Source organism: Micromonospora sp. DT15, from assembly GCF_049841475.1.
In the GTDB taxonomy this organism is placed as follows: Bacteria; Actinomycetota; Actinomycetes; order Mycobacteriales; family Micromonosporaceae; genus Micromonospora.
This window is the reverse complement of the sequence record NZ_JBNCKJ010000003.1, coordinates 150,841-169,558: the sequence shown is the minus strand read 5'-3', so window position 1 is coordinate 169,558 and position 18,718 is coordinate 150,841. Positions and strand designations below refer to the sequence as shown.

The following is an 18,718-nucleotide window of genomic DNA, read 5'->3' as shown; positions in this document are numbered from 1 at the left end:
TGACGCACGCCGGAGCCGGGCGGGCATTTCCGGTCATCAGGTCGACTGAGGCGGCGGGTCGGCGAGGTATTTGGTGATGCGGAGCAGCACCTGATCCGGTGGCCCGGCGACAAATGCCGCCGCGTCGGCAAGTGCGGCGATCAAGGGCAGCCCACGGCCGCCGACGGTGAGCGGGTCGGGCAGGTCGACGTCGAGCCGCCCAGCGCCGTTGGGACTACTGCCGCGGTTGCCGACCTCGAGCAGGCACAGTTGATCATCGATGTCGATCGCGATGTCGACGGTACTGTCGAGATCGGCGTGCATCACCGCGTTGGCGCATGCCTCGGTGATCAGCACGGCGAGGTGGCCACGAGACTCCTCGGTGGCCTCGGTGAGGCTCAGCAGGGTGACGAGTGTGTGGCGGGCTCGGGTCACCGAGGTCGGCTGCCGCGGCAGCGACAGCGTCATGGTCACGCGCATCGCGAAGTTCCTCCTCGGCCCGTACGCAACCGCGCCGGGCTGAAGCGGGACGCACCGGTTGTTGTCAGCCTTACCCGGGGTTGCTGAGCTGAAACGGTCAAGATGTCCGCTCGACGTACGCCTGCCGGCGGCGCTTCGCCCGCCGGCAGAATAGAGTATGCGGGGATCATCGGCGTGGGGAGTGTGTCGTGGACTTGCTGTTGTCGGCCCGACCGGGCCGGGGTTGCACCGTGCTCGAGGTGCGCGGCGAGCTGGACATGGCGACGTCTCCGCAGTTGCGCGAGGGTCTGCAACGGTTGGTTGACGCTGGTGAACCGCAGGTGGTGGTGGATCTGGCCGGGGTGGGTTTCATGGATTCCAGCGCACTGGGTGCGCTGGTGGTGATGTTCAAGGCGATGCGTGTCGCCGACGGACGGTTGTGCGTCGCAGCGGTGCAGCCCGCCGTGCGTAACGTGCTGACGGTCACATCGGTGGATCGGGTCATCGACGTGTATGACAGCGTGCAGGCCGCTGAAGCGAGTGTGCCGTCCGCGGATGACGCGACCGGCCGGTAGATCAGTCAGGCAACGGGCCGCTGGCGCGCGCCTGGTCGGCGCCGGCGCTGCTGCGCCGCTCCTCGCTGTGCCCGCCGTGCCAGTCCAGGATGAACAGCGTGGCATCGTCGGCCAGGGTCGGTCCGCTGACCTCGAGCGCGGCGTCGGCCAGGGCCCGGGCAGCCTCACGCGGGTGCAGATCAGCAATCGACCGCAGCATGTTCGGTAGATCCAGTTTGGCGGCGTTACGCTCCCGCATGCCATCGGTCAGCACCACCAGGCGGTCGCCGGGTCGCAGCGTGATCTCGCCATCGCGGTAACCGGCCCCGGCGAACATACCCAGGGGGAAGTTGGCCGGTAGCGGCAGCGTCCGGACGTCCCCGTCGCGCACCAGCAGCGGCGGCACATGCCCGGCGTTGAGCAGCGCGCACACCCCGGTACGCAGGTCGAGACGGCCGAGGATCGCGGTGATGTAACTGCCTGGCACGGCGGCGTGTTCGGCCACCTCGGCATCCGCGGCGTCAGCCTGTCCCACCAGACCAACCGCGCCGCGGCGGCGGCTGTTGCGCAGGCTGCCGACGCCCAGGGTGGCGGTCAGCGCGCTGGCCACCCCGTGGCCCATCGCGTCGGTGACGCTGAAGTGCAGCACGTCGCGGGCAAGGCTGTAATCGAAGGTGTCCCCGCCGACGCTGGCGGCGGGCTCCAGCCAGCCGGACAGGGTGAACGCACTACTCTCACAGGTGAACGAGGCGGGCAGCAGGCGGCGCTGGATCTCGCCGGACAGGGTGAACGGGGTCGTTCGTTGCCCCCACTCGAACAGGTCGGTGTACCGCCGGTTGGCGATCACCACGAACGCCAACACGTGCGCCGTGCGGGCGATCTCCTGCAGCGTCGCCGGGGCGGGCTCGTCAGGCAGGACCATCTCCAGCAGACCGATCGCCTCACCACGGTCGGTCACCGGCGCCAACACCATCCATCCGTCCGGCTGCGCGATAACCCCCACCGTCTGGCTGCGTAACGCCTGCTCGGCGGGGCCGTTGTCGAACGGCATCACCGTGGCAACCTCGTCACCGTCCCGGCGGCCGTCGCCGGCACCGTCGAGCGGCACATGGGCCAACCGGACCAGCGCCCGACCGCTGAGGTCCGCGATCAGGAATGACACGCTGCGCGCACCCAGCGCCGCACCGAGTTCCCGGGTGACCGCCTCGACCGCATCGACCGGCGAGGCGTTCTCCGCCGCGTCCAACATCTGCGTCATGATCCGTCCTCGACTGGTCTGCACTGACAGAGCCTACGAGACCCGCCGGCCATCGCCGAGCACAAGGACCGTCACCGCCGCGCTGCCGGGGCCGCGCATCCTCAGCCGGGGGACTTCCCAGGCGGCGGTCAGGAAGTGCAGAACGACGCCGGCTCGGTCAGGTCGAGGTCCTTGCAGTCCCATCCGGTGCCCTGGTCGTGGAATCGCCAGCCCGTGCCGGTCGTGTAATGGAACAGGTAGATGACGCCGCCGGCGTCCGGACGCTGCACGTCGGCCGCCGCCCACGTCTCGACGCAGTCCACTGCCCGGGAAGCGAAAGTCCAGCCCGCCGGCAGCTCGACCAGGGTCCCGAGGGTCTGCGTCGTCGGACAGGTGGGATTCTGGGGTCCGTCACTGGTGCTGGTGGATCCGGGTGGCGTCGGAGGGTCGGGCCTGTGGCGGGTGGCGAAGGCGACAGTGCCGCCGATGGCGAACACCAGTGTCGCCGCCGCTGCGCCGGTGGTGAGCGCTGTCCGTCGTTGTGACTGCCGCGACCTGCGCAGGGTGCGCTCGTACATGTCGGCGGTGCCGCCGTGCTCGCTCAGATCGGACATGGCCTGACGCAGGGGCCCGAGGTCGTCGGTCATCAGGCCTCCTCCATCACGGCCGACAGCAGCTCGGGCGCTATCTCCCGCATGCGGGCCAGGGCCTTGCTGGTCTGACTCTTGATCGTGCCGACTGAGCATTGCAGCAGATCCGCGGTCTCGGCCTCGCTGCGGTCCTCGAAGAACCGCGCCACCAGCACGGCGCGTTGCCGCTGGGTGAGTTGGGCGAGAGCCTGGTGCAGGGCAAGCTTGAGATCGGTACGGCGAGCATGGTCGCTGCCGGGCTGAACCACGTCGGCCAGTTCGCCGGGCAGGGACTCGGCCACCTTGCGGCGCCGCCACCAGCTCACATGCTGGTGGTACATGGCTGTGCGGGTGTACGCCTCGAAGTGCCCGGGATCATTGAGCCGGCGCCGGCCCCTGTGCGTGCGGGCCAGCGCATCCTGCACCAGGTCCTCGGCGAGGTGCCGGTCGCCGGTCAGGAGGAACGCCGTCCGCAGCAACGCCGGCGAGCGGGTCCGCACGAACTCAGAGAAAAGATCGTCCACGGAGTGCGCCATGCCGCGCTCGTCCCCCCACGTACCCGACGTCCTTCAGGCAGCGGCGGCGTCGATGCGGCCGATTGACTGTGGCGCACACCTTAGCTGGTGTGCGCCACAGCAAACGAAAGCGGTCAACCCGTCAGGAGATGCAGAACGGCGCCGGCTCGGTGAGGCCGAGATCCTTGCAGTCATATCCGCTGCCCTCGCCGTAGTACTTCCAGCCCGTACCGGTCACGAAGTGGAACAGGTAGACGCCGTCACCGGCCTTCGGGCCCTGCGGATCAGCTCCCGCCCAGTCCTTGACGCACTCGACACCGCCGAACGTCCAGCCCTTCGGAAGCTCGACAAGGGCCTCCAGGGTCTTCGCCGAAGGGCAGGTGGCATTCGTGGCCGTGCTGTTCGCCGGCTTCGTCGTCGTCGTCACCGGCTCCGAGATGCAGAACGGCGCCGGCTCGCTGAGGCCGAGATCCTTGCAGTCATATCCGCTGCCCTGGTCGTAGTACTTCCAGCCCGTGCCGGCCGCGTAGCGGAACAGATAGACGCCGTCACCGGCGGTCGGACCCTGCGGATCGGCCGCCGCCCAGTCCTTGACGCACGTCACCGTCGTGAAAGACGAGCCCTTCGGCAGCTCGACCAGGGTCTGGAGGGTCGCAGCCGAGGGACAGTCGGCGGCTGCGGTAGCCACGGCGGGCGATGCACTGGGGGTGCCAGTGGCGACAGCAGCCGACGTCGGCGCAGATGCGGTTGGGCCAGGACCAGATGCCGGCGTGGAGCCACAGGCCGTCTGTGCAAGTAGGACAGCGGCAACGGGCAGCAGCAGGAGAGGACGTGCAGACATTTCAGGGCCCCTATGGATCGTGGCGATCGTCGCTTACATCCGGGTACATGCGATCCACTGCCCACAGGTTGCCGTCAACCAAGAAGATTCTCGGAATCTCTGGGCGACCCCGCGCTCAACGCCACCCGGCCTGCCCGTCGTCAGTGCTCGGTGATGAGTGCGGGAACCGGCTGACATCCTCGGGGGTGCCGTCATGGTCGCCATCTGCTACGGTAACCGAGTTGCAGTTTTGATTTCCGTAGACGTTTTTCAGCGCCTGATGGGTCATCTGAACCCACCCAGGCGCTTTTTCGTTTTTCGTGTCGTTTCGACGCGGGTGATCAACGCGGCGGCGTAAGGGTCCGCACAGTGCGGTCTCTGACAGCCTGCGAGGAGCAGACATGACTACAGGTACCGTGAAGTGGTTCAACGCCGACAAGGGTTTCGGCTTCATCAGCCCGGACGACGGTGGCGCGGACGTCTTCGCCCACTTCTCCGCGATCTCGGCGAGCGGCTTCCGCAGCCTCGACGAGAACCAGAAGGTGGAGTTCGACATCACCCAGGGCCAGAAGGGCCCGCAGGCGGAGAACATCCGCCCGCTCTGATCCACGCTCTGCGAACGGCGGCCCGACTGATTCAGCGGGCCGCCGTTCGGCGTTTCATGCGTCCACCGCGGCGTCTCACCATGGCCCGAGGGACGGCAAGGTACGTCTGCGCGATCCGCCAGGAATCAGCATCACGTCACCGGAGGACATCATCTTCACCGTCAACGCCATCGCCGCGCCGTCCGCCACCGAACCGCTCGTGCGCACCACGATCGAACGGCGGGACCTGGGCACACACGATGTTCTCATCGACATCCGCTACGCCGGCATCTGCCACTCTGACATCCACACAGTGCGCGGCGACTGGGGCAGCGTGCCCTACCCGCTCACCGTCGGCCACGAGATCGTCGGCCGAATCACCGAGGTCGGCGCCGACGTCACCCGCCACGCGGTCGGCGACCGCGCCGGTGTCGGCTGCATGGTCAACTCGTGTCGCGAGTGTGAGAACTGCCGCACCGGAAACGAGCAGTACTGCCTCAAGGGCAACACCCAGACGTACGCGGGCGTCGACCGGGACGGCACCGTCACCCAGGGCGGGTACTCGACCCAGGTGGTCGTGAACGAGGACTTCGTGCTGCGGGTGCCGGAAACCATCCCGTACGAGGCGGCCGCGCCGATGCTGTGCGCGGGCATCACCACGTACTCTCCGCTGGCGCACTGGAATGCCGGTCCCGGCAGGAAGGTCGCCGTGGTGGGCCTGGGCGGCCTGGGCCACATGGCCGTCAAGATCGCCGCAGCGATGGGCGCCGAGGTGACAGTGCTGTCCCAGACGCTGGGCAAGAAGGACGACGGCCTGCGCTTCGGAGCCGAGCACTACCACGCCACGAAGGATCCGGCGACGTTCGAGGTGCTCAAGAACAGCTTCGACCTGATCATCAACACGGTCAGCGCACCGATCGACATGGCCAGCTACCTCGGTCTGCTGCGTCTGGACGGCACCCTTGTCAGCGTGGGTGCCCCGCCGGAGCCGCTTCCGGTGCCCGTCTTCGCGTTGTTCGGCAATCGACTGTCGTTCGCCGGCTCCAGCATCGGCAGCATCGCCGAGACGCAGGAGATGCTGGACTTCTGCGCCGAGCGCGGCATCGCTCCCGAGGTCGAGGTCATCGGCGCCGAGGCGGTCAACGACGCGTACGAGCGGGTGCTCGCCTCGGACGTGCGGTACCGGTTCGTCATCGACATCGACACCCTGCGCTGACCTTCTCCGCGATTGCCAGGGTCCGCCGAGCGGCGGGCTCTGGCGCGTGGCCGGGCCGGGGCGCGCGGTGGCCGGCGGTGAGCCGTCGGGCCGCCGAGGCGCAGGACGCGCTTCGGCGGCCCACCGTCTCAGCCGTTGGCGATCAGGCTGGCGATCTCGTTGTAGATCAGATGCGCCTTGGCGCCCTGGTTGGACGGGCAACCGCCAAGGTGGTGCAGGGCGATCACGCGGTGGCTGGCGTTCAGCACTGGTGAACCCGAGTTGCCGCCGGAGGTGTCACAGCTGTAGCTGATGTTCCAGGTGTTGTAGTTCGCGTTCCGGACGGCGCAGGTCGTGCCGTTCTGGGTGTCCTCATAGATCGACAGCCGCTTCGCGGTGCCGTCGCCGTGCCCGGGGATGTAGATCCGGGTGCCGTTGCTGGTGGCAGTCGTCGCCAGGTACAGCGTGCCGAATCCCTGGATGGCGGCGAAGTTGTTGACCGAGAACAGGGCGTAGTCCAGTTGGCTGGACCCACCGCTGCTCACCTGGTACAGGGTGGCACCGCTGACCTTGGTGCCGGCACCGGGGTTCGCGCCGCCGCAGGTGGCGCACTGGTAGTTGAACTGCATCTCGCTGCCGCTCACGGCCGCCTGCGTCGAGAAGCAGTGCTTGTTCGTCAGCATCCGGTTGGTGCTGCCGATCCGCCAGGTGGTGCACAGTCCACCGCCGCTGATCAACAGCCGTGCCACCGCACCGCCGCGGGCGTACTCGGTGGGGTGGCTGTTCTGGTAGCAGACCACGTCGCGGCGGGCGTCGGTGCTGCACACGGACTGGGTGGTGAAGTTGTGCGCGGTGATTTCCGTGCGGTCGTATCCGCGCCAGAACCGGTCGATGGTTGCGGCGCTGCCACGTGCGGGGCGGCTGCTGTGCAGTGTCACGACGGCGGTGTCACCCTCCACCGACATCGCCCAGAAACCCGGCTGTCCGTCGGTGGTGTAGTCCGAACCGGTCGCCCGGTTCAGGTGGCGGTCGTACCGGTAGCTCTCCTTTCCGTCGCGGCTCGACACGGTGACGTAGTCGCCGTCGGCCAGTCGCAGTGAGCTGAAGTGCACCTTGACGTAGGTGGCACCGGGGTGCTGGATGATCTGTGTCCCGCCGCTGGGGGCGTAGGACAGAGAGCTGTTCACGGTGCGGAGTTCACCGATCGTCGTCACGCCCTCTGCCGAAAACTGGTTCGATTCCGGTGCCCGCTCGGATCCTGGCGCGAGAGGGGCAACCGAGTACGCCTCGGCGGCGGGTACCGACAGGAGGCTCAGCCCAAGTGTGCAGGCAGCGAGCACTACCGCCCCCGTTCGCAGGCGGCGCAGGGCAAGTTTCATCCGTCGCTCCTTCTCAGGAATCAGCACCGAGACGTGCCTTCGGCCTTCATACCTGAGTTCACCCAAGACATGTAATCCCATCTATGTCATAACTGCCATCCGCGCTGGCCGAGGGCGGACGGAGGCCGGTGCGGCCACTACCATGCGAGCGTGGCTCACGTTGCCCAGGTCCGCAGGCCGTACCCGCTGCTCGTCGCCGCGGCGGTCCTGTTGGCGCTCGGCGCGGCCACGGCGTGGGGAGTCGGCGACACGCTGGGGCTGAGCCACTCCCCCGCCGCCGTGCCGCGCGAGGACGCTGTCGCCGCGCCGGCGCGGACGCCCGCACCGGTCCCGCCGTTGGCGTCCCTCGTCGTGCCCGACGAGCCGCGCGTCCAGAAGGCCGCAACCGCCGTCGCCGACGCGGTCGTTCTCCGCGGCCTGCCCCGACCCGTGCTCGTGTCGGCCACGTCGAGCCCGGCCAGGTCCACGACGGCCGCGCCGGGCACCGGCAGGGCGCTGGACCTGTCGGCGGTGAGGACGCTGCGGGCGGGCGTGCTGCCCACCCTCGCCGGAACGCCCGAGTCGTACCGGCTCGACGTGCACGGCGCCGAACTGGCCGTCCAGGGCGGCGACGTCGCGGGCGTGGCAGCCGGGATGTACCGGCTGGCCGACCGGATCCGCTCCGGTGCCGAAGCGCTCCCCGCGTCGGACGCGGGTCGGGTGGTCATCCCCCGGCTCGGCCTGCGGCTGACCGACGCGGGTTCAGTCGGACGCGAGGCCGACCCGACCGACTTCGCCGGCGACGACTACGGCCTGAACACCGATGTGGTCGGATCGGCGGTGCTGCCTGGCGCGCCGTGGGCGGACGCCGGCGCCGTGGCCCGCATCGACACGCAGTTCCGGCAGTTCGTCGATCACTCGGTGGCGCAGGGGTTCAACGGCATCGTCGTACCCGGCTTCCTGGAGTACGTCACGTTCGCGAAGGTCGGCGACGGGCGCGCCGTCTATCCGCCCGGCGACCCACACGTCGACCGCGCGCGGGCGATGGTCGCGGCCTTCGGCCCCGTCTTCCGGTACGCCGAGGACATGGGAATGCGGGTCTTCCTGCTGACCGACATGCTCGCGGTGTCGCCACCGCTGGAGGCATACCTGACGCGCACAGTTGGCGGCCTCGACGTTGCCGACCCTCGGCTGTGGTCGGTCTACCAGGCCGGCCTGGCCGAGCTGTTCGAGAGCATGCCGTTCGTCGACGGCCTGATGGTCCGCGTCGGCGAGGGCGGCGAGGTGTACGCCGGGACCGGCTGGGACTACTCGTCACGGCTCGCGGTCACCACGGAAGCGTCCGTACGCGCGATGCTGCGGGCGCTGCTGGACACCGCGGGTCCAGCCGGCAAGGAGATCATCTTCCGCACGTGGACGGTGGGCGTCGGCGCCGTCGGCGACCTGCACACCAACCCGGCGTCGTACGCGCAGGTGCTCGGCGGGCTCGACGATCCGCATCTCGTCGTGTCCACCAAGTACACCCTGGGCGACTTCTACAGCCACCTACCCCTGAACACCACGCTGCTGGGCGGCGGGCACCGCCGCATCGTGGAGTTCCAGGCCCGGCGCGAGTTCGAGGCGTTCGGGTCGCTGCCCAACGACCTTGGCCCGCTGCACAGCCAGGCGCTGCGCGCCTTCCTTGCGGCCAACCCGAACGTCGAGGGTGTCTGGAACTGGACCCAGGACGGCGGGCCGTTGCGCGCCGGACCCATGTCGCTGTACCTGCGCGCGGGGTTCTGGCAGCTCTACGACCTCAACACGTACGCCGTCGGCCGACTCGCCTGGGATCCGTACGCCGACCCGGCGCAGGTCACGGCTGACTGGGCGTACCGCACGTTCTCCGGCGACCCGGAAACCGTCGCCGCGATCGGGCAGGCCATGGCTCTGTCCCGGCAGGCGGTCACCAAGGGCCTCTACATCGGCCCGTACGCCGACCGGTCGGTGCGGGCGCTCGGGCTGGAACCGCCGCCCATGATGTGGATCTTCGAGTGGGACATCCCGACCGGCGACTCCGCCGCGCTGGACAGCATCTACGCGGTGACCGGCGATCGCGTCGACGAGGCGATCGAGGAGGGCACGCAGGCCGTCGTGCTGGCCCGGCGCATGCGCGACCTGGTCGCCGCTACCGAACCGGCGACCTGGCGGGATGCCCAACTGCGCGGCCGCTTCACCGCGACTCTCGACTACCAGGTCAACCTGTTCGAGACGCTGAGCGCATACCGGACCATGGTGCTGCGGCACGCGCAGTGGCTGGACACGGGTGCCCCGGCCGCCCGCCACGACTGGCAGCTGGCCGCAGCGGCGTACCACGACGCGCGCGACACGCACCGGCAGCGCTACGCCGCCGACCTGGACCTGCCCGCGTACAACTTCACCGCCGCCGACCTCGGGGCGCGACGCGCCGACCGGGACCCGGCGATGGCCTGGGCGGCCCGAGCGATGCTCGGATCGATCCTGCTGTTGGTGCTCCTCGGCCTGTACGGGAGCGGGTTCGGCGGGGCCGCCGCGCGCGGGTTGCTGGTCGGCGCGCTCCGGCCGTGGCGGGTCGCCGCGCTGCCGACGCCCATGACGCGGGCGGACCGGGTGTTGGTGTGGCTGGTCCCGGCCCTGGTGCTGGTGGCGAGCCGGCTCGTGTTGACCTGGTTCGCCGCGCCGGCGCACCTGCTGGTCACCCTCGGCGGGTGGGCGCTGTTCGCCCTCGTCGTACGCCTCGTCGTCGGCCGGCGGGACCCGTTCCACCTGTGGGCCGTGGTCGGCGGCGTCGCGCTGCTGCGCAGCGTGCTCCTGCTGGCGGCGCTCGCCGGACGCGGACCGGGCGGCTACTGGTTCGCGTTCTGGACCATGCCGGGTCTGCGCGCGGCGTACGTCACCGTCGCGTTCGCGGCGTTCTGCTGGCTGTTCGTAGCCGTCGCCGTGGTCCTGCGCGACCGGTACGACCTGCGTCGCCGAAGCGCCGTCGGGCTGACCCTCACCGCTGCGGGTGTGCCCCTCGGCGTGCTGTCCGCCCTGGTCTCGGTAGTGGGCCTGGAACGCGCGCTGACGGTGTGGAACGACCAGCTCACGCTGCTGCCCTGGGGCCTGTCCCGCATCCTCGGCATCACCGTCCACCTCGGGATCCCCGCTCAACTCCCCGCATACACCACCGCCGCCGGAATCGCGCTGGCCGCCGCCGGCCTGCTGCTGTCACTCGGCCGCCACCGGCAGTCCGCCTGACCCCTACCCCCCGATGAACCGGATCCGCGCGGGATCGGACACGACGGACCGGTCTATGCCGGCTCGCGCACACCACCGGCGTTTCCACCGTCGTCCGGCATCGGTTCGGCCGGGGCTTCTGGCAGTTCCTCCGGCGCGCCGGGCAGAAGGACCCCCGGGTCGTCGGGCACCGGTTCGCGCGGATCGATGGGCGGATACTGTTCCGGGTCGAGATCGGGTCCAGTCATCACGCGAGTATCCGTCGTTTTCCGCGCTGCCGCTCGTCGGGCCCGGCGGCAGGACCGGCCGTCAGTCGTCGATGGGCGTTCGGCGGGCACCGACGGGCCAGAGGATCGTGGTCGGGACGCCGTGGTGCCGCGCCCAGTCGATGGTCCGATCCGTCGACGCCGGGTGGCGGCCAGGTTTGCCGTCCCACACCGCCACGAGTCGTTGCACCCGTCGCACCAGCTCACGGTTGGCAACCACGTAGGCGGCGGTGTCCGAGCGGTCGTGACCGGTGTGGACGACCGCCGCCGCCCGGTCGAGCAGCTCGTCGAAGGCCAGCCGATTTTCCGGCCTGATCACCGCGACCCGGTAGTCGCGGGCCGGCAGGATCACCTCGTAGGTGCCGCCCAGATCGAGGATCACACGCGCGAAGACCTGGTCCGCACCGGCCGCCAGGCAGGTCACGCCGTGCACGGGCCGGTCGCTGATCCGGCCCAACTCGACGCGGAGCGCGTCGGCGACGAGCAGTTCGGTGTCGCGGGTCAGGTTGATGTGCCCGGTCACGCCGACGCGGACCGGGCCGAGGTCAGGCGGCATCCCTCGGGCCTCTGCGTTGCGCGGGCACCGGAGGTGCCAGCCGGATCAGCTCGAACCCGTTGTCGGACAGCACATCGGGCAGTGCCCGGATCCCCTCACGATTCTGCTCCTGCACGTCGGACGGCAGCTCCTCCCACGGCCGCAGGGCGGGATGCCGCCGCTGAACGTCATCGCGCGGGTCACCGTACGTCCAGCCGTCCCCGCGACGTTCCCGGCACCACCGGTCGTGCTCCAGGCGGGCGAGTTCCTCGATCCTGTCGTCGATGGCCTGCCCGGCGGCCGAGGCGTCACCGGTGCCACCGTGGCGGGGGGCCACGACGCAACCGAGGTCCAACAGTTTGGCGGCGATGTCCTGCACATGGGCCCGGTTGGCCCGCCGCAACGACTCGGGTAGTCGTGACCAGTTCACCATCGCCGGGGCAGCGCCGAGTCGTACCCCGGCGCGTTGCTGGGCCTGGACGTAGCGCTCGTGGATCAGCCGGGCCAGCCGCTCGGTGAGGTCCTCGGCGATCAGCCGGGCGTCGCAGGCGTGGGTGAGCACCGGGTAGAGGCGGAGCTTGCCGTGCACCTCGTCGAGCAGGTCGTGTCGGGAGTCGCCGTGGAAGGCCGCGGCGAGCGCCGCCTGCCGGTAGACCGGCACGAACACGGCACTCTCGGCGCCCTGCCACAGGGCGGGCGTGTCCAGCACGAACCGCAGGCCATTGATCTCGTCCGGTGCGCAGACGTAGATGCGGTCGTAGCGGTCGCGGCCGAGACCGACGACACCGTCGAGATCCAGGTCGTACGCGGTCAACTGGCACACGGTGGCCAGGAACGGGTACCGCGACGACGCAAGAGCGATCTCGGTCCCGGCATCCGGTGCCACGACGTCCACCCGCAGGGGTGGCACGGCCTGGCCCCGGGGGGTGTCGGCTCGGGATGCGCGCCAGTGCCGGACGGTCTCCACCAGGAGAGCCCGGCGGAAGGCGCCGGTGCCCGCGATGAGGATCCTGGTCGGTCGGTCTCCCCCGCTGGGCAGCGGGTGGTGCCGGTTCAGCGCGCGCGCGGCGACGTCGTCGACGTGGAAGTAGTCCAGCCGCAGCCGGCTGGACCCGGCGGCACCGAGTCGTCGGGCCTGCAGGGACAGACACATCTCCGAGTCGTGCACCAGGATGTAGACCCGCGGTGGTTGCCGTCGGTCCTGGATGAGCCGGTTGGCGGTGTTGGCGATCGCGTGGTTGCGGTCGTCGTCCTCGCTACAGGCGTAGATGGTGTGGGCTCGGGGCAGGCCGGCGCCGCGCAACACCTCGGGGCTGGTCGGATCGCCGACCACGCCGAGGTACCGGCGCCGCCGGTACTCCAGCGGCCCGAACGGTTCGGAGCGCACCACCACCACACGTTCGCCATCGGCGAAGAGTCGGTCGGCGAGCATGCGGGCGAACTGGGAGTCCCCGCAGACCAGGACGTGACCACGTGCCCGCCGGGCGCGCAGGCGACGACTCTCGGCGGCCAGCAGCAGCCGGCTGGCCTCGGCGACGGCGAGGAGCGTGAACAGCGGTGCGGCGAACCGGGCGACCTGTAACTGCCACGGGTAGGGGCCGGCGTCCTGAAATGGTTCGGCGCCGAAGACGAAGAGTTGCAGGTCGTAGTAAAGCACGTCGTACGGATCGTGGGCGACGTCCGGTCGGGCCTGGAGCAGGCGATCGAAGCCGACATAGCCGAGGATGAGAGCAGCCAGCCCGATCACTCCGAAAAGGACTCGCAGACTCCAGCCGGTCGGGCGGGACGAGCCGGCGACCGGATCCGTCATGAGCTCATGGTATTTGACGAGGTCGATCGGATCGTCGCTCGACGCGCACCCACGAACACCTACGGCTCCGGATCGATCACGGAAAGTCGTCAGGTCGGGTGTCGGCCAGCGTGGCCAGCAGTTGCCCGGCCAGCCGCCGAACCGCGCCGTCATCCTCCTGATACGCGAGCCGCACGAGCATCTCCCGGGTCCGGGTGTCCCTGTCGTAGTGCCGGGTCAACGCCAGCAGCGCGGTCCGGCGGATCTCCCAGTCATCGTCGTCAGCCAGCCGCAGCAGCAGGTCCCGTACCCCCGTGCGGCCAGCCAGGCTGGCGCCCAACTGCTCGACGGCCCGGCGGCGAACCTCCAGGGCCGGATCGTCGCGGACCAGCCCGACCAGCAGCACCTGAACCTCCGGGTCGGCGCCGAAGTGCTCGCCGAGCGCGGCGGCGATGCGGGCGCGGATCGCCGGGTTCTGGTCCGACAGACGGCGCATGAGTCGCAGCGTCACCGCCATGGACGCCGACCCCTGCTCGGTCAGACAGCGCACGGCGGCGTCGAACACTGTCGGGTCGGTGTCGGCCTCGACGCATTCCAGCAGCACGTCGGTCACCAGTTCCGGGCTCCCGTACGCGCAGAGGGTCTGCACGGCGGCCAACCGGATGCCGACGTAGCTGTCCCGGCGTGCCCGCCGGCACAGTGTCTCCATCAGGCCCGGGGCTTCGCCGTGGCGGGCGAGCGCCTGTGCGGCCGCGCACAACACGTTCGGGTCGGGGTCCCGACTGACCTGCTCGGCAAGGCACTCCCGCACCTCGAGGTCCGGTGGGTCGGCGAGACGGGCCAGGCTACGGGTGACCCGCAGCCGGACGATCGGGTCCCGCTCCTGGGAGGCGCGGCTGATGAGCAGATCTCGGGTCGCGTGACCGAACAACGGTCGCCCGGTGAGCAGGTCGACCGCGGCGAGCCGGACGCTCGCGGTCGGATCGCGTCGAGCGCTCTCCAGCAGCAGTTCCCCGGTGCGGTGGTCGGGGTAGGCCTCGGCCAGCGCGCGCACCGCGGCGAGGCGTACCGTCGCGTCCTCGTCGACGCGAGCCGAGCGGGCCACCACGGTCCACCCCGTGTCGTCGGCGCGGTCCCGGTCGATCAGAGCGGTGACCGCGGCGGCCCGCACGGAGGACTCCTCGTCCTGCTCGATCTGATCGATCAGCCGGGCCCGGCAGCGCCCCTCGGGGTCGGGTACGAGCGCCAACCGCTGCACGGCGACCGCGCGGACCCGCGCTGACGTGTCCGAGCAGGCGAGCTTCAGCAGCAGCTCGGTGCTCTCCGGGTCGGGTCGCTCGGGCAGCAGCTCGGTGAGAATGCAGCGTCGGACCTCGTCCGGGGAATCGCCGGTGACCCGCTGCAACGCCGTGGCTCGTGCGGTGTCGGCGTACTCCGGCAGAACCAGCAGACCCTTCAGCGCGCACTGCACCACGCCGGGGTCGGCGTCGGTGGCCAGCAGTCGCTGCATCGTCTCGGGTGCGTCCGGCAGGTCGGCGCACCGTGCGGTGAGCACTCCGGCGGCGGCCCGCCGCACCGCGACGGCGGTGTCCCCGGTGGCTCTGGCCAACACCTGGCGGACGTCGTCGGAGAGTTCGGACCGGGTGCCGAGGGACTGCACGGCCAGCGCCCGCACCGCGAGGTCTGGGGAACTGGCGAAACCGCGCAGCACGTCCACGAGGTCGGGGTCGGCGCCGAAATGGGCGACCACTGCGCGTACCGCGGCCTGCCGTACCGCGGTGGAGACCTCGGCCTGCGCCTGGGCGACCAGGATGTCCCGACATCGGCGACTGCTGCCGCCGGTGGCCTCGAGGCGGCCGGCGGCCTCGGCCAGCCCGGCGACCAGGGTGAGGTGGGCCTGACGCTCGCGACCCTGCCCCAGCTCCCGGACGAGCAGGTCTTCCATCTGCTCCTCGGCGGTGGACAGCACCGCCGCGATCCGGGTGGCGAAGGGAGAGCCGGATCGCCAACTGGTCCGGACACCACGGCGGCGGTACCAGTGCAGGAAGATCTCCCGGCCGGGCCAACTCGGGCCGAGCGCCCGGATCGAGGACAGCAGCTCCTGCTCGGTGAGATCCACCAGGTTCGGGTCGTCCGCGGAGATGCCATGCTCGATGAGACGCACGACCTGCCGCAGCACGGCGTCGCCCGCGTCGGCCAGTTCGGCGGGCTGCGGCGCCTCGGCCACGCACTGCGCCGCCAGCACCAGGTTCCACGGCGGCCCGGTCAGGTTCAGCGGCGGCCACGGTTGGGTGGCCTCGGTGGCGAGCAGGGTGACCAGCTCGTTGGCGGTCTGGGCGGGGAGGGCGCTGGCGACCAGTCGAAGCACCTCCCGCCACGACGGATCGGCCCAGTGCTCGCGAAACAGTGAACGCAGACGATCGAGGCCCCAGTTGGTTGGATCATGCTCGCATCTGTCCACGATCTCCTCTGCACAGAAAAACTCCAGGAACGCTCGGTGCACGAACCCGAACAGTCGTAGCCCGTAACGTTCCAGGATGAAGCTTCGCTGCCGCAATTTGTCGATCATTGAGTAGGCCATGGCGAGCGCCCGCTCATTCTCGAAGCCGTAGAAAGCGACGAGGTGGTCCCGGAAGATGCGCGCCAGTTCGTCGGACTCAATGTAGTTTCCGGCGGGGCCGGACTCGCGGAACTGCATCCAATACGCCAGGTGACGCAGCAGCCGACGCTTCGCCTGCAGGTCCAGCGACGGCACCTCGCCGTGGCTCTCGCGCAGTTGCTTTGTCACATCCCACTCGGAGATCAGAACGTCGGTGACGTGCGCGTAGAGCCGGCGTCGGTTGCGGGGCAGCGGGTGACCCCGGCCGACGATCGCCATGAGCATCAGCAACAGGGGGTTGCCGGCGATCTCGCGCATCGCTCGAGAACTGCCCACCACGTCGAGGATCTGCCGCCGCTGCCGCTCTGCCTCCGCGGCCGGCGTGGGCATCACGTAGCGGTACCAGTTGCCGAGGAACCTCGCGATCTGCTCGTCGTCGAGATCCTCCAGGGTGAAGTGGTCGAAGCCTGCGTTGGCAAAGGTGTGCCGCTGGTAGCCGGCCGCCCGCGAGGTGACCACTGTCAGCACTCCCGGGTATTCGTTGGCGAAAGTGGCGATCTGCGCGGCCACCTCTTCCCGCTGCGCCGGGTCGAACACCTCGTCCAGGCCGTCGAACAGGAACAGTGCCTGACCGCCCTGGCGCAGGTACGCCTCCAACACGTCCTGGTCGATGCCGGCCAGCCCCTGCTGGTGGCGGTGGCCGACGTAGTCGAGCAAGCCGTCGCACCGGCCGTCCCCGTGATGGGTGGCGTACGAGCGCAGCTCGATCAGGACGGGTAGGTACCGGTCCAGCGCACTCAGTCGAGGCTCGACGCAGACCTCGGCCAGCGTCAGCGCCAGGTACCGCGCGGCCGCGGACTTCCCGGAGCCGGGGTCGCCGAGCAGCACGATCGTGCGCCGACCCGGGTCGGACACCACATCGAACAACGACAGCTCGTCCTTGGCCGCGTACTCCTCCCAGAGCCGCTCCACCTCCTCCGGGTTGACCACCCCGGGCAGCCCGCCGACGTCGTCGCCCGGCGTGGACCCGGCCCAACGCCACCACGCCAGGGGCATCTCCGGTCGCGCGTCCTCGTGGACGCGGGGTTCCACGAACACCTTGGGCAGCCCGACGGTGAGGTAGCCGATGGTGGGACGCGGTGAGACCGCGTCCACCGAGACGGTGTGGTATCTCAGCGACAACTGCTTGTAGTACTGGTTGCGGACGGCCGTCGGCAGGTGGGTGTCCGGGTCGGCGGGCTCGCGCGCCGGGGACCTGCCACTGCGTACGTCGGCCAGTGCGGCGGTCACCTTGGCGGTGAGGTCGTCCACGCCGGAGAAGAAGGCGCAGAGGTGACGCTCCTTGAGCTCACGGCGCAAGGCGACGATCTGCTGCCAGTCGGCGTCCCGGTCGATCATGTCGACCGGCCAGGGCGTGTCCTCCGCGAGTAGGAAGACCAGGCATGGCTTTCCCGCCGCGAGCGCCTCCCGGTATTCCAACTCGGTGATCGAGGACTCCTGGCCGGGCGGCCGGAACCCGTACCGCCAGGCGAACAGGCCTACGTAGAGGTCGCATCGGCGCACGTCGGCGAGGCAGCGGTCCAGCGGCGGACGGATGTCGGCGCCGTACGCCTCCATGGCCACGTCGTCGATCTCCAGACGGCGAGCCACGGCGTGCACGGCAGCGCGGTATTCCAGCAGGTCCTTTTGTGTGGCCGAAATGTAGACCTTCATGAACGGCAAACTCCAGGGAGTGGCTGGCGACCGCACCATTGAAAATATCAGCAGTTGTCACGTCCGGCCGACCCGCGAACACTCCGAATGCCCGATGTACATGGGATTCCCGCTCACCCCGGGCCTATGATGACCGTCAACAGATACGGATCCGGGCGGTCGACACTCGCACCCGTGGAGTCTCGGTTGTCCGACGCGGATCCGTGTCGGTGCCGGTCGCGAGGGGTGTACGTCAATCAATGAGCCGCATACCGCGCGATGAGCGCGGGTCGGTGGCAGCGTTGCGGAGGAAGCCATGCTCACTGTCGGTGAGGTGCACACCAGCCTTCTGCAACACAGCACGGCGTTGGCCCAGGAGCAGAGCGCCGAAATGCTCAGCCTGATCGAAGGCGAGGCCGTGCTGACCTCCCGGCGTCCATCGCTGTACGCGGTGTCACCCGATGTCCGCACCGGTGTCGACTGCTGGCTCCCGAGCGCCAGAGGGCGCCAGTTACGTGGGGTGGGAGCGGTGGTCACCCGGGCCATCGTCACCGGCGGCCGGATGGTGCAGGCCTCCTCGGTCATCCACGTCGTCGCCGGCAAGCGCCGCCAGCCGTGGTCGCACTATCTGGCCAACCCCGGCGTCCTGGAGACGGTCGGCAAGCTGGACGTCGCCGACCTGAGCGCGGGCTTCCTGCACGGCAACAACGCCGACGTGCTGAACCTGGAGGCGATCACCGGCAGGGTTCTCGACGGTGTGCAGATGTCTGACCTGCTGGACCGGCGCCCGCCACTGCGCACCGCCCGCACACGGCTGCGCTGGACCGCGCAGGCCGACGCGCGTCCGGACCGGGACGTCTCGGCGGTGGTGACCGTGGACTCGCCCACCCTGCGTACGGTCGAACTCGTGCTCGACCCGCAGGACGTGCCGGCCGCCGTTGCCGGGCTCTGCGAGGATCTCGCGTTGCACGACTGGCTGCTGACCATGCTGTCCTCGCTGGTGGAGTCCGCGGTCACCCGATCGGCCTCCGGGCAGGAGCACGTCGAGCGGCTGCGGCCGGTGCTGGAGCACCTGCTGCACCTGTGGCTGCCCGGCGCGCGGGTACACCCGCGGCTGCGGCCGATCTGGGAGCAGTTGGAGCAGGTACCCGGGTTCAGCCGTCAGTGGAACTCCTCGGTCAGCTGGATCCGGGATCAGATCAGCGTGAGCAACATGGCTCTGCTGCGCGACCTGGCCGGCCGGGTGGCCGTCGACGAGCCGTGCGGGAGCTGA

The 18,718-nt window shown here is 69.8% G+C and carries 15 protein-coding genes; 5 read left to right on the top strand and 10 right to left on the bottom strand.

The window, feature by feature from the left end:
• Window positions 1-36 precede the first annotated feature (36 nt).
• Window positions 37-459 carry an ATP-binding protein gene (locus ACLQ3F_RS08390; RefSeq protein ID WP_425847571.1) on the bottom strand — a complete coding sequence of 141 codons (423 nt, stop codon included), beginning with the start codon at window positions 457-459 and terminating at the stop codon, window positions 37-39.
• A 230-nt stretch (window positions 460-689) separates the two neighbouring features.
• On the opposite strand from ACLQ3F_RS08390, the gene ACLQ3F_RS08385 reads away from it, so the two are divergent.
• Window positions 690-1,013: an STAS domain-containing protein gene (locus ACLQ3F_RS08385; RefSeq protein WP_425847569.1), complete on the top strand. Its 324-nt coding sequence runs from the start codon at window positions 690-692 to the stop codon at window positions 1,011-1,013.
• A 1-nt stretch (window position 1,014) separates the two neighbouring features.
• Here the strand turns inward: ACLQ3F_RS08385 and ACLQ3F_RS08380 are convergent, their stop codons facing one another.
• The 4 genes from ACLQ3F_RS08380 to ACLQ3F_RS08365 all read right to left on the bottom strand — a co-directional run bounded on the left by ACLQ3F_RS08380 (window position 1,015) and on the right by ACLQ3F_RS08365 (window position 4,061).
• Complete coding sequence (locus ACLQ3F_RS08380; protein WP_425847568.1) at window positions 1,015-2,250, bottom strand: PP2C family protein-serine/threonine phosphatase; 1,236 nt, start codon at window positions 2,248-2,250, stop codon at window positions 1,015-1,017.
• Between the two features lie 128 nt (window positions 2,251-2,378).
• On the bottom strand, window positions 2,379-2,876 hold the full coding sequence (locus tag ACLQ3F_RS08375) for a hypothetical protein (RefSeq protein WP_425847566.1): 498 nt from the start codon (window positions 2,874-2,876) through the stop codon (window positions 2,379-2,381).
• Entirely contained in the window at window positions 2,876-3,394 is a 519-nt protein-coding gene (locus ACLQ3F_RS08370; protein ID WP_425847564.1) for a SigE family RNA polymerase sigma factor, read from the bottom strand. Before ACLQ3F_RS08370 ends, ACLQ3F_RS08375 begins: the two co-directional genes overlap by 1 nt.
• A gap of 121 nt (window positions 3,395-3,515) precedes the next feature.
• Window positions 3,516-4,061, bottom strand: coding sequence for a hypothetical protein (locus tag ACLQ3F_RS08365; protein ID WP_425847563.1), 546 nt, complete (start codon window positions 4,059-4,061; stop codon window positions 3,516-3,518).
• 533 nt (window positions 4,062-4,594) lie between these two features.
• Here ACLQ3F_RS08365 and cspE point away from each other — a divergent pair.
• Window positions 4,595-4,798: a transcription antiterminator/RNA stability regulator CspE gene (gene cspE, locus ACLQ3F_RS08360; RefSeq protein ID WP_013283833.1), complete on the top strand. Its 204-nt coding sequence runs from the start codon at window positions 4,595-4,597 to the stop codon at window positions 4,796-4,798.
• A gap of 151 nt (window positions 4,799-4,949) precedes the next feature.
• The gene (locus ACLQ3F_RS08355; protein ID WP_425848209.1) at window positions 4,950-5,993 is read left to right on the top strand and encodes an NAD(P)-dependent alcohol dehydrogenase; all 1,044 of its coding nucleotides are present in this window, start codon (window positions 4,950-4,952) and stop codon (window positions 5,991-5,993) included.
• A 128-nt stretch (window positions 5,994-6,121) separates the two neighbouring features.
• On the opposite strand, the gene ACLQ3F_RS08350 is transcribed toward ACLQ3F_RS08355, so the two are convergent.
• Window positions 6,122-7,159 carry a trypsin-like serine peptidase gene (locus tag ACLQ3F_RS08350; protein ID WP_425847562.1) on the bottom strand — a complete coding sequence of 346 codons (1,038 nt, stop codon included), beginning with the start codon at window positions 7,157-7,159 and terminating at the stop codon, window positions 6,122-6,124.
• A 342-nt stretch (window positions 7,160-7,501) separates the two neighbouring features.
• Between ACLQ3F_RS08350 and ACLQ3F_RS08345 the strand changes: the two genes are divergently transcribed.
• Window positions 7,502-10,585 (top strand): hypothetical protein, encoded by a 3,084-nt coding sequence (locus ACLQ3F_RS08345; RefSeq protein WP_425847560.1) that lies wholly within the window; start codon window positions 7,502-7,504, stop codon window positions 10,583-10,585.
• Between the two features lie 53 nt (window positions 10,586-10,638).
• Here the strand turns inward: ACLQ3F_RS08345 and ACLQ3F_RS08340 are convergent, their stop codons facing one another.
• The 4 genes from ACLQ3F_RS08340 to ACLQ3F_RS08325 form a co-directional block, all read right to left on the bottom strand.
• Window positions 10,639-10,812: a hypothetical protein gene (locus ACLQ3F_RS08340; protein ID WP_425847558.1), complete on the bottom strand. Its 174-nt coding sequence runs from the start codon at window positions 10,810-10,812 to the stop codon at window positions 10,639-10,641.
• A 61-nt stretch (window positions 10,813-10,873) separates the two neighbouring features.
• Window positions 10,874-11,386, bottom strand: a complete 513-nt coding sequence (locus ACLQ3F_RS08335) for a hypothetical protein (protein WP_357196651.1) — start codon at window positions 11,384-11,386, stop codon at window positions 10,874-10,876.
• Entirely contained in the window at window positions 11,376-13,175 is a 1,800-nt protein-coding gene (locus ACLQ3F_RS08330) for a RyR domain-containing protein (RefSeq protein WP_425847556.1), read from the bottom strand. Before ACLQ3F_RS08330 ends, ACLQ3F_RS08335 begins: the two co-directional genes overlap by 11 nt.
• A 76-nt stretch (window positions 13,176-13,251) precedes the next feature.
• Window positions 13,252-17,466 (bottom strand): HEAT repeat domain-containing protein, encoded by a 4,215-nt coding sequence (locus ACLQ3F_RS08325; RefSeq protein WP_425847554.1) that lies wholly within the window; start codon window positions 17,464-17,466, stop codon window positions 13,252-13,254.
• Between the two features lie 295 nt (window positions 17,467-17,761).
• On the opposite strand from ACLQ3F_RS08325, the gene ACLQ3F_RS08320 reads away from it, so the two are divergent.
• Entirely contained in the window at window positions 17,762-18,718 is a 957-nt protein-coding gene (locus ACLQ3F_RS08320; protein WP_425847552.1) for an SCO2521 family protein, read from the top strand.